The organism is Verrucomicrobiia bacterium, from assembly GCA_035495615.1.
Taxonomy (GTDB): Bacteria; Omnitrophota; Omnitrophia; order Omnitrophales; family Aquincolibacteriaceae; genus DATJFP01.
The window spans coordinates 81,161-93,602 of the sequence record DATJFP010000083.1; the positions used below are offsets into that span (position 1 = coordinate 81,161).

The 12,442-nt window shown below is 58.6% G+C and carries 13 protein-coding genes; all 13 read right to left on the reverse strand.

All coding sequences use genetic code 11. The features are described 5' to 3' along the window. Window positions 1–148: 148 nt before the first annotated feature. Window positions 149–1,156 (reverse strand): type I glyceraldehyde-3-phosphate dehydrogenase, encoded by a 1,008-nt coding sequence (gap, locus tag VL688_10640; GenBank protein ID HTL48502.1) that lies wholly within the window; start codon window positions 1,154–1,156, stop codon window positions 149–151. Window positions 1,157–1,275: 119 nt separating this feature from the next. Beyond that, a complete protein-coding gene (locus VL688_10645) occupies window positions 1,276–2,400 on the reverse strand; it encodes a glycosyltransferase (protein ID HTL48503.1) in 1,125 nt (374 codons plus the stop codon). 2 nt (window positions 2,401–2,402) lie between these two features. Then, window positions 2,403–3,338 carry a methionyl-tRNA formyltransferase gene (fmt, locus tag VL688_10650; GenBank protein HTL48504.1) on the reverse strand — a complete coding sequence of 312 codons (936 nt, stop codon included), beginning with the start codon at window positions 3,336–3,338 and terminating at the stop codon, window positions 2,403–2,405. Then, window positions 3,338–3,835, reverse strand: coding sequence for a peptide deformylase (gene def / locus VL688_10655; protein ID HTL48505.1), 498 nt, complete (start codon window positions 3,833–3,835; stop codon window positions 3,338–3,340). Before def ends, fmt begins: the two co-directional genes overlap by 1 nt. Before the next feature lie 52 nt (window positions 3,836–3,887). Continuing rightward, window positions 3,888–4,631, reverse strand: a complete 744-nt coding sequence (locus tag VL688_10660) for a glycosyltransferase family 2 protein (protein ID HTL48506.1) — start codon at window positions 4,629–4,631, stop codon at window positions 3,888–3,890. After that, on the reverse strand, window positions 4,628–5,575 hold the full coding sequence (locus VL688_10665; GenBank protein HTL48507.1) for a glycosyltransferase: 948 nt from the start codon (window positions 5,573–5,575) through the stop codon (window positions 4,628–4,630). Before VL688_10665 ends, VL688_10660 begins: the two co-directional genes overlap by 4 nt. 1 nt (window position 5,576) lies before the next feature. Continuing rightward, a complete protein-coding gene (gene priA, locus VL688_10670; GenBank protein HTL48508.1) occupies window positions 5,577–7,613 on the reverse strand; it encodes a primosomal protein N' in 2,037 nt (678 codons plus the stop codon). After that, window positions 7,610–8,302, reverse strand: a complete 693-nt coding sequence (locus VL688_10675) for a uracil-DNA glycosylase (protein HTL48509.1) — start codon at window positions 8,300–8,302, stop codon at window positions 7,610–7,612. Before VL688_10675 ends, priA begins: the two co-directional genes overlap by 4 nt. A 40-nt stretch (window positions 8,303–8,342) precedes the next feature. Next, window positions 8,343–9,467, reverse strand: coding sequence for a glycosyltransferase (locus tag VL688_10680; protein HTL48510.1), 1,125 nt, complete (start codon window positions 9,465–9,467; stop codon window positions 8,343–8,345). Then, a complete protein-coding gene (locus VL688_10685; protein ID HTL48511.1) occupies window positions 9,464–10,009 on the reverse strand; it encodes an HAD family hydrolase in 546 nt (181 codons plus the stop codon). Before VL688_10685 ends, VL688_10680 begins: the two co-directional genes overlap by 4 nt. Next, window positions 10,002–10,775: a glycosyltransferase family 2 protein gene (locus VL688_10690; GenBank protein HTL48512.1), complete on the reverse strand. Its 774-nt coding sequence runs from the start codon at window positions 10,773–10,775 to the stop codon at window positions 10,002–10,004. The genes VL688_10685 and VL688_10690 overlap by 8 nt, the downstream gene beginning before the upstream one ends. 13 nt (window positions 10,776–10,788) lie before the next feature. Further along, window positions 10,789–12,189 (reverse strand): undecaprenyl-phosphate glucose phosphotransferase, encoded by a 1,401-nt coding sequence (locus VL688_10695; protein HTL48513.1) that lies wholly within the window; start codon window positions 12,187–12,189, stop codon window positions 10,789–10,791. Beyond that, window positions 12,170–12,442 (reverse strand): glycosyltransferase (locus VL688_10700; protein HTL48514.1); only part of this gene is annotated, 273 nt, incomplete at its 5' end. The genes VL688_10695 and VL688_10700, both read right to left, overlap by 20 nt.

Here is a 12,442-nt window from a genome sequence, read left to right on the forward strand (position 1 = left end):
ATGCATTAAAACAAGGGGCTAAATTAGCGGATTCGTGCCGGAGAGATAATCGGGAAAACCCAGGTTTTTTTATCGTGGTTTCCCCGAGGCAAAAAAAAAGAGCAGGGCGCATGCACGCCCTGCTCTATCGGAAAAGCCTGAAAATTTCTTACTTTACCGCGGCCGTATACGCAACGAGGTCGACGACTTTGTTGGAGTAGCCCCATTCGTTGTCATACCAGGAAACAACCTTGACGAAGTTGTTGTTGAGCGAAATGCCTGCGTCGGCATCAAAGATCGACGTGCGGGAATCCCCCAGGAAATCGTTGGAAACGACCTGGTCTTCGGTGTAGCCAAGGATGCCTTTCAGCTCCCCTTCCGACGCTTCTTTCATGGCCTTCTTGATCTCGTCGTAGCTGGCCGGCTTTTCGAGACGGCAGGTCAGGTCGACGACAGAAACGTCCGGCGTGGGAACGCGGAACGCCATGCCTGTGAGCTTGCCATTGAGGGCCGGAATCACCTTGCCGACTGCTTTGGCCGCGCCCGTCGACGACGGGATAATGTTCTGCGCCGCGCCGCGTCCGCCGCGCCAGTCTTTCGCGGAAGGACCGTCCACGGTTTTCTGAGTGGCCGTCGTAGCGTGCACGGTGGTCATCAGGCCTTCGACGATACCGAACTTATCGTTCAGCACCTTGGCGACGGGGGCCAGACAGTTCGTCGTGCAGGAAGCATTGGAAATGACTTTCATTTCGGGCTTATACGACTTGTGGTTCACGCCCATGACGAACATCGGCGTATCGTCTTTCACGGGAGCCGTGATCACGACGCGCTTGGCGCCGGCATCAAGATGGCCCTGGGCCGCTTCCTTTGTGAGGAAGAAACCCGTCGATTCGATGACATATTCCACGCCGGCTTCGCCCCACTTGAGGTTAGCAGGGACTTTTTCGGCCGTAACGCGGATCTTCTGGCCATTCACGACGAGCGCGCCGTTTTCCACTTTCACTTCACCTTCGAATTTGCCGTGCGTGGAATCGTATTTGAGCATGTAAGCGAGGTAATCCACGTCCACGAGGTCGTTGATCGCCACCACCTGGACATCCTTCCGGCCTGCCGCGGCGCGGAAAACAAGACGGCCGATGCGGCCGAAACCGTTAATCCCAATCTTTACTGCCATGATCATTCTCCTTTGGTCTTGGTGATCTACTTCCCTCGGTGAGACCGGGTAAGTGAGAGGCTCAAGGGTCCTGTTGTGAGGGGTAAATGATGATGCCGGAACTATTTAAATAGAGTCTAAAATTATAGAGACTTTCGCCTCTCTGTCAAGACCTCGTTATAGACGTCCGAGATCTCCCGGGCCATGCGCGGGATGTTGAAATTTTCGATGACGATCCGCCGGGCGGCCTCGCCGATCGCTTTTCTCAAGTCATTGTCATGAAAGAGCATCTCGATGGCTCCAGCGAGGACGTCCACACGCTTGGGCTCGACCAGGATGCCGGTTTTGCGGTCTTCGATCAGCGAATTCAGCGCCCAGATGTTGGTCACGATGACGGGCTTGGCGCAGGCCATGGCTTCGACGATGCTCAGCCCGAAGCCTTCCCGCCACGTGGCCGGAAACGCGAAAATATCCATGGCGGCAAGCGCCCGCGGCACGTCCGTCAAATTGCCCGTGAAATGCACGTTTTTTTGGAGATCGAGGCTCACGGCAAGGCGCTCCAGGGGCATCCGCTCGCGCCCGTCCCCGACGATCAAGAGCCGCACGTCGGGAATGCGTCCGAGCAGCGACTGCGCCGCGCGAATCAGGTATTCGTGTCCTTTGTCGTTTACCAGGCGCGCCACGATGCCCACGACCTTATCGCGGGGATCCAGGCCGAAACTCTTTTTGGCTTCGGCAGCATTTAATTTTTGGTACTGCTCGTCGAGCAGTTCGACGTCGACCCCGTTGTTGACGATGCGGATTTTTTCGCGCGGTACCCCAAATCCCTGAGCAAGGCTTTTCCCCACGGGTTCGCTGATGGCAATGGCGCGAGATCCCCATGCGGGAAACAGGATGCGGCCGAGGCGTCTTTTGTAAAATCCATGGCAGGTCGTGACTACCGGAACTCCGCTGAGGACCGAGGCGCAGGCCGCGAGCACCTGAGCGACACGCGTGTGAGCGTGAATGAGATCGTATTTTTCCTCGCGTAAAATTTTGACGAGGCGCGGCAGCGCGAAGACGAGCTTGGGACTGAGCTCGCTCTTGGTCTTGATGTTCAGTTCATGAAAGACGCATTTTTTTTCGAGAAACAGCGGGACATATTCTCCGCCGCTGGACGCGAGCGCGGTGTCCCATCCGTTTTTGCGCAGGGCCTCGACCAGCCTGAGGATGTAAATCGTGATGCCGCCGGAATTCAGATGGGTCGTGAGGTGCAGGGCCTTTTTCATGGTCAGGAGTGAAAAACGTGGCCCGGCTTCAGGCGCCTGCCGTTGGCGTAATCTGCGCCGCTCATGGGCTTTTTTCCTTCCGGCTGGACCTGGCGGAGTTTCAGGCGGCCGCTTTCGGTGGCCACGCAGAGCGAACGGTCGGATTCGATTTTAACCAGCGTTCCGGGAGCCGCGGCTTCCCCTGCCGGCTCAACGTCGGTTTCGAGGATTCCCAGCCGGCCGCCTTCGATCATGACGTAAGTTCCCGGCCAGGGCTTCAGCGCGCGCACTTTGCGGTCCAGGACTTCCGCGCTCTCATCAAAGCGCAGCAGGCCGTCTTCCCGCGTCAGTTTTCGCGCGTAGACCGCTTCGCTTTCCTTCTGAACGCAGCGCTGCAGCGGTTCCTTGTCGATGTTTTTCAGCATCGAACGCAGCATCTGCCGTGAGAGGTCCGAGAGTTTTTTTTCGAGTGACAGATGGTCCTCGCGCGGGTCGATCGGGATCCTGACCTGCGCAAAGATGTCGCCGCCGTCGAGCTTCTTGGCCACTTCGATGATCGAAACGCCTGTTTCCGTGTCGCCGTTGAGAAGCGCCCACTGAATCGGGCCGCTGCCGCGATAGCGCGGCACAAGCGACGGATGAATGTTGAGCGGCGCGATTTTCGGAACTGATAAATAAGCCGAGGGAATGTATTTGCCGTAGGATGAGACTACGAAGAGTTCCGGATCGAGCTGCTTGATCTGCTCCAGCACCGCGGAATCTTTCAGATCGGGAGGCGCGATGACCGGGATGTTTTTTGAGCGCGCAAAAATTTCGACCGGAGAAGGCGAAAGCACGAGCCCCCTGCCTTTTTTCTGCGGCGGGGTCGTGACCACCAGCGCGACCGGATGCGGGCTTTCAAGGCATGCGTTCAAGGCCGCCAGGGAAAATTCGTCGGAACCGAAGAAGACAAGACTCATTAATCTTGCGCTTGCTGCTGGTATTGGGAAAGAAGTTTCATGCGCTGGTTGAAATCAACGCGGTCGATAAGCGTGATACCGTCCAGATGGTCCATCTCGTGCTGGATGACACGGGCAAAGAAGTCTTTGAGCTCGCGGTCCACGGGCTTGCCCTCGCGGTCCTGGTAACGGACGCGGATGCGCGTCGCGCGCATCACTTCCGCGGTAAGGCCCGGAAAGCTCAGGCATCCCTCGGGGCCGATTTCCTGGCCGCGGGATTCATAAATGACCGGATTGACCACCACTTCCTCCTCTCCCCTCTTGGCGCGCGGGGAGACGATGAGAATCCGCTGGGAGATCCCGACTTGAGGAGCCGCAAGCCCAACGCCATCTTCATGATACATCGTATCGACCAGGTCATCGAAGAGCTTCTGCTCCCGGGGGCCAAAACTTTCCAGAGGAAGGGCCTGTTGGGTGAGAACGGGATTTGGGTAGATCAGCACTTTGAGCAGGGCCATGAGAACCTCAAAGATATTGTAACATGAGGCAGGGTGTGAAGTTAGTCATTTTTTACCGCGGTGAGGCCATGGTCCGCGCCTTCCAGAGCTTCACGTGAAGGTAATATGCGGAAAGCGCCTCGAACTTGAGGCCGGCCCAGCCGTCGAGAAATCCCCTTTTGAGAAAGGTGAAGAAAATAAACCGGAGTCCGGGCCAAAGCGCGATTTTCCAAAGCGGCGGGCGGCCTTTTTTTTTCCGGTATTCCGCGGCGTCCAAATCCGTGTAGAGATCAAACTTTGCAAAATAAGCCTGCGTGTCGCGGGTGGAGTGGTGCAGGAGCGGCGCCTGGATTCTGCCGCAGGGGCCGTCCGGCAGGATCCGCTCATGGACGCTTCCTTGAAATTGGCCGTGCCCCCGGCGGATCAGGCGGACCTGATAATCGTCCGCGTTGGAGCCATGGCGCAGCAGTTTGCCGAAAATCACGTTCTCCCGCTTGATCGCGAAAGCCACGTCGCTGCCCGGCGCCTTGATTTTTTGCTGCACGGCCGCGGCGAGCTCGGGACTTACCCGTTCGTCTGCGTCCATCTGCAATATCCAATCCCCCTGAGCGAAGCTCATGGCGTAATTTTTCTGGTCCGCGAAATTCGTCAAAGGACGCGTGACAAACCGCGCCTTGAACGAAGCCGCGATCTGCGGGGTCTTGTCCGTGCTTCCGGAATCCACAATGATGATCTCGTCGGCAAAAGGCGCGGACTTCAGGCACTCCGGCAGCCGCGCTTCTTCGTTTCTCGCGATGAGCACCAGGCTGAGTTTCATGAAGGCGCTCCGGTTAATTTCAAGATCTCGCGGTCGCTGAGCACCGCGCCCTCCTGCGCGCCGCGGCGCCTTTCCATCGCTTCGCTCAAACGGCCCAGCGCCTCCATGAGGCCGGCCCCGAAAGCCAGGTCGCCGCGCACAAGCGACCATGCGAGGCGCGGAAGAAGCAGAAGCGCGTGTTCGGCCAGGAGCGTGAAGTCCGAAAGGTTCTTCCACATGAAAAGAAACGTATGACAGCAGGCCATTTTCCGGACGCGGTACGCGCCGAACGCCGGCTGGAAACTGGCCTGACCTTTGTGATACGCCATGCTTTCGCGCACCAGATAGCCTCTCCATCCCCGCTTCCATCCGCGGTAACAAAGGTCCAGGTCTTCGAGAATACCGGGGAGAAAAAGGCGGTCGAAACCTCCGAGCGCGAGAAACCGATCGCGGCGTACGGCGATGGCGGCCCCGATGCTTGCAGTAAGGAGCGGTGTCCCGTCCGCGGGCAAGGGCGGCATCACGGACCGCGTGCCCATGATCCCCGCGCGGTTCATAAGCCGCGAAAGCCCGCCTTCGTAATGTTGGCCCGAGAAATCCCAGCAAAGCGGGCTGGCGAAAAAGGCGTCCTCGTTTTTTTCGAAGAGCGTGATGAGCGGCGCGAGGAAATCGGGATCCACCTTGATGTCGTTGTTCAGGAGGAGCGCAACGTCACCCGTGTCGGCCGCAACGTAGGCATTGAACGAGCACAGGAAATCGTTGGCCTCGGCCACGGAAATTTCAAACGTGGGAAAGTTTTCGCGGACAAAGGAAACGCTTGCGTCCGTGCTGCGGTTGTCGATCACCACGAGCCGCACCGGCACCGGCGAGCGGCGGCCGGCTTCGACGAGCGATGGAAGGCATTCCCGCATAAGCGCGATACCGTTGTAATTCAATACGAATATGGAAACGCGGTTTATTTTCATCTCAGAGGATGTTCAAAGGATCAACGTCGACGGCCACGGCCACCGCGGACGGTTTTTTGATTTTAGACAGCGCCTGCAGCACCGTAGGCACGAGGTCCTCGCCCAGGCCGCATTTCATCATGACATGCCACCGAAAATGGCCGCGCAGTTTGTAAAACGGAAGCGGCGCCGGACCCAGGATCGCACGGCTCAAGCCGGGATGGGCGGCGCAGAGCGTCTCTTTCAGGTCACGGGCGAACTGCGCCGTCTTCTTTTCATCTTTCCCGCGCACGATGACATTGACCAGTTTGCAGAAAGGCGGATAGCTGAGCGACTGGCGTTCCTTGGCCTCATGCTGGAAGAACGACAGATAATCATGGGTACGCGAAAAATCGACGCTGGGATGCTTCGGAGAAAAAGTCTGAATGATAACGCGGCCGGGCTTGCGGCCGCGGCCCGCGCGTCCGGCCACCTGCGTCAGGAGCTGGAACGTTTTTTCCGCGGAACGAAAATCCGGCAGCATGAGTCCCACGTCGGCCAGGATCACGCCCACAAGCGTGACATGCGGGAAATCAAAGCCTTTGGCGATCATCTGGGTGCCGATGAGGATGTCCGCTTTTTGATCGCGGAAATCTTTGAGAATCACTTCGTGTGATCCTTTTTTCTGCACCGTGTCGGCATCCAGGCGCAAAAGCCGTGCCGTGGGAAACCGGCGCGCCACTTCGCTTTCGACTTTTTCCGTGCCGAAACCCCGGAACTGAAGAACGGGCTGGCCGCATTGCGAGCAGGGCCGGTCCGCGGCGCGCTGATAATTACAGTAATGGCAGAGAAGGACGTCTTTTTCCTGGTGGTGCGTGAGCGCCACCTGGCAGGAGGGACAGGTTTCCGCGTTGCCGCAGCCCGGGCATTGCACGTGCGTGGAAAAGCCCCGGCGGTTGAGGAGCAGCAGCGTGCCCTCCCCTGCCTTCAGATTTTTTTCGATTTCCCGTTCGAGATGATGCGACAGGATGACGTTGCGCTTCATCGTGGCCATTTCTTCTTTCAGGTCCACGACAAGGACATCGGGCAGCTTTTTGTCGTCCACGCGCTTGGCCATCACGATGCGGGAAAAAACGCCGGTTTCGGCGCGCTGCATGGCCTCGAGCGACGGCGTGGCCGTGCCCATGATGAAAAGCGCTTTTTCGTTTTCCGCGCGCCAGGCTGCGATCTCTCGCGCGTGATAGCGCGGCACGGTTTCCTGCTTGTAGGAATGCTCGTGCTCTTCGTCCATGATGATGAGGCCGAGATTCGGCACCGGCGCGAATACGGCTGAACGGGGCCCGAGCACGAGGCGCGTCATGCCCTTTTCCAGCCGCTTCCACGCAAGAAAACGCTCGCCGTTGCTCAGCTTGCTGTGGAGGATTTCCAGTTTTTCTCCGAATTGGTCCGCGAAAAATCGTTTGAGCTGTTCCGTCAGCGCAATTTCTGGCACCAGGCAGATGGCGGATTTTCCCTGGCCCAGCACGTGCCGAAGCGCGCGGATGTAGAGCTCACTTTTGCCGCTGCCCGTGACGCCGTGGAGCAGCAGAGGCTTACGGTGCTGCATGGAAAACGCGGCCTGAATGAGCTCCCAGGCATGCTTTTGCTCCGGCGTCAGCTCGTAAACCGGACCGGAAGGCTCGCGGCATTCGGCCCCGGCGGATTCTTCCAGCGCTTTCAGGGCCTTGTCCGCCTTCTTGCCGTATTTGACCCATTGCGGGAGCGCGTTTTCGATGGCGTCGCCCCAGCTGGAGCCATAATAGCGGCTGATCTGGTCCGTGAGTTTCAGGATCGCGGGGGAAAGCACGGGGTCGTCGTCCAGGATTTCGAGGATAGGTTTTAATTTCTTGTCCGTCTCCGCCATTTCGGTTTTGACAAGGTAGCCGACGGCTTCGCGGTTGCGGAATGAAACGCGCACGCGGACACCGGCCTTGACGCGCGCCTCCAGCTCAGGAGGCACGGTGTAGGTATAGATTTCGGGAAGCGGAACAGGCAGGGCGATACCGACCTTCATGAGGACCGGAGCGGCCACGCTGCTCATGACACGGGCGAGGACATTTCGCGCATCATCATCTTCATGTCATCCCAGACCTTACGCTTGTCCTCGGGATTGCGCAGAAGATACGCCGGATGATACGTGCAGACGGTCTTGATGCCCCGGTAATCGTGGATTTTCCCGCGAAGCGCGGCCATGGGCTGCTGGGTGCCGAGAAGCGTCTGCGCCGCGAAGTTGCCGAGCGCGCAGATCATTTTCGGTTTGAGGATGTCGAGCTGCTGCTCCAGATAAGGCCGGCAGTTCTGGATTTCTTCCGGCTTGGGCGGGCGGTTGCCCGGCGGACGGCATTTCAGCACGTTGCAGATGTAAACGTCCTCACGCGTGCGTCCGATGGCCTGAACGATTTTGGTGAGCAGCTGCCCGGCGGCGCCGACAAACGGCAGGCCCTGCTCGTCTTCGTCGCGGCCCGGCGCCTCGCCCACGAACACGAGATCCGCCGAGGGATTCCCCGAGCCGAACACGACGCTTGAGCGTGATGCGCAAAGCTCGGGGCAAAGCGTGCATTGCAGCGCCTTGGCGCGCAGCTCGAAAAAGGCGTCCCCTGCCGCGTCCGCGGGAACCGAAGCGGGAGCGGCCGCTGTTTTGACTGCGGGCGCCGCCGGCGCCTGGACAGGCGCAGCCTTCCTGCGCGGCACGTAGATATCTTGAATGCCGTCTTCTTTCAGTGATTTCAAGAAAAGCTGAGCGTCTTTTAGGTTCATGGGAAAAGGGCCGCTAATCCGCGGCTAAATTCAAAACGTAATCTACTAGGTCTCGGGCGGCATCGGGCCTGGCGAGTTCTTGGATTGCCCGCCGCTTGTCCGTGAGCACGTGAGGATACTTGAAGACGGATTCCAGAATGACCTTGATCTCGGCGGGCTGCTCCATGAAAAAAGCCGCGTTGCGTTTTTTGAGGAGCGCCGCGTTCCGGGTTTCCTGTCCGGGGATCGGCTTCAAAACCACCATGGGCAGACCCTTCACAAGGCTTTCGCAGGTGGTGGACCCTCCGGACTTGGCGATCATCAGGTCGCTGGCTTCCATCAGATCCGGCATAAAATTAACGAACCCGTGAATTCGGGCCGGATAAGGATACGCGCGGGCCTTGAGCTGGGCCTCGAGCTGCTTATTGTTCCCGCAGACCACGACGGCCTGTATTTTATCAGAAAAGGCCTTGAGTTCCTCCAGAATTTCCGCGGTAGGCCCGAGGCCGAAGCTGCCGCTCGTTAGGAGCAGCGTAAAGGTCTCAGGATTCAGGCCCCATCCGGCCAGCAGGGCTTTTTTCTGGCCCGTGGGCAGGAACGCTTTGTCCACGGGAATGCCCCCTGCCTTGATCTTGTTTTCAGGGACGCCGCGCATTTTTAAATCTTCCACCCCTTCGGGGCTCATGACCCAGTAAAGGTCCGTGCCTTCGGCCACCCAGAAGGAATGCGGGTAAAAATCCGTGATCACCACCACGATCTTCGAGCGGAGTTTTCCTTCGCGGCGCGCGCGGCTGAAAAGTTCGGCGGAAAAAAAGTGCGTGCACACGATGACGTCCGGCGCTTCACGGATCACACGGTCCAGCAGTGCCTGCCCCATGAAACGATTGGCGAACGTGCGGAGCGGATGAATACATTTGTAGCCGAGCGGGAGGTCCAGGGTCTCATAACTCCATCCCCAAGCGCCGGGTGTGTATTTGACGGAATTAAAATAAACCGCGGGATAGCTCGCCTTGAAATAACCCGGCGTGGAATCCAGCGCATCTTCCAGCGCGACCTGCACGTCCGCGCGGCCGCGGCCCCGGATTTCTTTTTCGATGATTTCCGCCACCTTGCGATGACCATAACCTGCGTTAGCGTGAAAGAGGGCGATTTTTTTCATGCGGTGAGCGCCTTCGCGGCTTCCAGGAGATTGTCGGCGGATTGGTCGGGCTTGAGATTGCCGCGCAGCTTGGGTTCGTCCGCGCGCCCGTGCCCGGTGCGCACGAAAAAGGTTTTCAGCCCGAACCGCTTGCCGGCTTCGACGTCTGTCGCTTTGTCGCCGATGAAGTAGGTCGCGCCGCGGTCAAACACATGTTCGCGCGCCGCCTGTTCGAACAACCCGATCTGCGGCTTGCGGCAGGCGCAGCCGGCTTCCTTGCCGTGCAGGCAATAATAAGAAGCCTTGATGGCCACCCCGCCTTTGGCGAGTTCGGCCAGCATTTTTTTCTGGATGTCCCACAGCGCCGATTCGGGGAAAGCGCCGTCGCCGATGCCCGCCTGGTTGGAGATCAGGACGATCTGGTAGCCGGCATCGCAGAGTTTCTTGAGGCCTTCCACCGCGCCCTTTTCGAAACGGAACTCCTCCCAGGATTTCACGTAGTCGCCCATCATGTCCACGTTGATCACGCCGTCGCGGTCGATGAAAATGATTTTCTCAGCCATGACCGTTCCCCTTGGCCTTGAGCTCGCGGTATTTGGCGTAGCTGACGATTTGGTACAAGCTGTGAAACACGCTCATCAGATAGCCGAGGAAGCCGCAGCGCCATCCGCCCTTGATCAGGTAATTTTTCCAGAAGCGGTCCACGGTCTTGCGCAGGATGTTCGGCAGGCTGACCTTGCGGCCGTCGCGCATCCATTTCTCCGCCTCGAAGGTGGTTTCGCGGTTAAACTTCCGCAGGAAATCCTCCATGTCCCGGAAAGAATAATGGAGCAGCTCGCCTTTCAGATGGCCGCATGTGCCCTTATAAAAGGCGCGCGGGTGTACGCGGGCATGATCTTCGTAGCGGAATTCGCCTTTCTTGAAAATTTTCGAGCGCGCGGAAGGATAATACCCCGCGCCGCGGATCCATTCGTCACCCAGGAAAATACGCATCGGCATGGCATAGCACGTGTGTCCGCCTTCGTTCTTAGGCACCACGCGGCCGATTTCTTCGGCGAGCTCCGGCGTCACCCGTTCGTCCGCGTCCAGGCTGAGCACCCACGGCTGCGTGGCCTGATTGTACGCAAAATTCCGGTGCAGGCCCTCGTAATCCATGGCGCGCGTGAAGACTTTCGCGCCGTGGCGCCGGGCGATTTCCACGGTCTTGTCCGTGCTGTTGTCGTCCACGACCACGATTTCCGCGGCCCAGGAAACGCTTTGCAGGCAATCCTCCAGGCGTTTTTCTTCGTTCTTGGCGATGATCACGACGGATAAAGGCGTTTTTTCCATGATAGCGTTTCCTTTAATAAGCGTTCTTGAAGGCAAAAAAAGTCATGATGAGAATCTCGATGTCGAAAAGCAGCGACCAGTTTTCCATGTAATAAAGGTCGTACTTGGTGCGTTCCACGATCGACGTGTTGCCGCGGAAGCCGTTGACCTGCGCCCATCCCGTGAGCCCGGCCTTCATCTTGTGGCGCGTCATATAGCGCGGGATGGCGCCGCGGAACTGCTCGATGAAATGCGGGCGCTCGGGACGCGGGCCCACGAGCGTCATGTCGCCGCGAAGCACGTTGAAAAGCTGCGGCAGCTCGTCGATGTTCCAGCGGCGCAGGAATTGCCCGAGCCGGGTCCTCCGCGCGTCGTTCTGCTTGGCCCACACCGGCCCGGTTTCTTTTTCGGCATTGACCTGCATGGTCCTGAATTTGAGGACCTTGAACAGCTTCTGGTCGCGGCCCATCCTTTCCTGCGCGTAAAACACCGGCCCGCCGTCCTCCATTTTAACGAGCAGCGAAACCAGCCCCCAGATAGGAAACGTCAGGAATACGATCAGAAAAGAAACCGCGAGATCGAACAGACGCTTCATGAACCGGTTCCACGGATCGTCGAGCGGCAGCGCGCGGAATCCCAGGAGCGGGACCGTGCTGATGTATTCCACGTTGACGTTCCGGGACAGCAGCCCGAAAAAGTCGGCGCCGATTTTGAAATCCAGCATCTTGTCTTCGCAGGCGATGACGAGGTCCGTGATGCGCTCGCGGCTGAAATCCGTGTCCAGCAGGACGATCTGGTCGGCCATCCCCCGCTGGATAAAGTCCTCGCATTGGTCCACGGTCCCCAGGATCGGAACGCCTACGAAATGCTGAGCGATCGACGAAGGCTGCCGCGACAGAACGCCGGTCACGACGACGCCGTAATGCGGGTTGCTGCGGGCCCAGCGGATGATGTTGCGCGCGTTGCGGTTGGCGCCGACGACCAGGATGCGCGTCAGCTGCTTCTGCCGCCGCTTGCGCGCGTATTCGAACTGGATGAGCAGGTAGCGTATCGCCCCGATGAAAAGGAACGAGAACGCCCACAGGAACATCAGGACAAGGCGGGAGTAACTGAATCCGCGGTAGAAAAACGTCATGGCCGTCAGGATGACGATGGCCAGCGTAATGGCCTTGGTCGCCAGGAAAATTTCTTCGATTCTCCGGATGTGGCGCGCGGTCTGATAGAGCCCGTAAACGCGGAAGCAGATCAGGTAGACGGGCGTCACGAGGAACAGCGTCTTTTCGTACGCGTGGAAATCCGGCTTGTGAACGATGTCGTAAGGAAGAAAGGAATGAAATCGGAAGAGATAGGCCACGAGCAGGCCAAGGGAGATTCCGATGATGTCGCCCAGGACATTCAGGAGCACAAGATGAGAATCATGCTTTCGCGATACCATGCCCCGCCTTTTCCATGACGCCGTTTACGAAACCGGCGATTTTTTCCTTGAACCGCTGCTTGTCGAAATCCGCCATGCGGCGCACGGCTTCCCCGCGGTCAAAACGCATCGTCTCGAATCGCCTAACCGCTTCCCGCAGGCATTCCGCCGTCTGCTCTTCGAAAAAAAGGCCGGTCTTGACGCTTTCCAGCGCGCCGCCTTTTTTGAGCGCGATAACCGGCGTGCCGCAGGCCTGCGCCTCGAGCGGGACGAT

Coding starts and splice junctions, on each gene's coding strand:
- VL688_10645 (HTL48503.1), bottom strand. CDS start 2,400: ATGAAAAAGGCCCTGCACCTCACGACCCATCTGAATTCCGGCGGCATC.
- fmt (HTL48504.1), bottom strand. CDS start 3,338: ATGAGTCTTGTCTTCTTCGGTTCCGACGAATTTTCCCTGGCGGCCTTG.
- def (HTL48505.1), bottom strand. CDS start 3,835: ATGGCCCTGCTCAAAGTGCTGATCTACCCAAATCCCGTTCTCACCCAA.
- VL688_10660 (HTL48506.1), bottom strand. CDS start 4,631: ATGAAACTCAGCCTGGTGCTCATCGCGAGAAACGAAGAAGCGCGGCTG.
- VL688_10665 (HTL48507.1), bottom strand. CDS start 5,575: ATGAAAATAAACCGCGTTTCCATATTCGTATTGAATTACAACGGTATC.
- priA (HTL48508.1), bottom strand. CDS start 7,613: ATGAGCAGCGTGGCCGCTCCGGTCCTCATGAAGGTCGGTATCGCCCTG.
- VL688_10680 (HTL48510.1), bottom strand. CDS start 9,467: ATGAAAAAAATCGCCCTCTTTCACGCTAACGCAGGTTATGGTCATCGC.
- VL688_10685 (HTL48511.1), bottom strand. CDS start 10,009: ATGGCTGAGAAAATCATTTTCATCGACCGCGACGGCGTGATCAACGTG.
- VL688_10690 (HTL48512.1), bottom strand. CDS start 10,775: ATGGAAAAAACGCCTTTATCCGTCGTGATCATCGCCAAGAACGAAGAA.
- VL688_10695 (HTL48513.1), bottom strand. CDS start 12,189: ATGGTATCGCGAAAGCATGATTCTCATCTTGTGCTCCTGAATGTCCTG.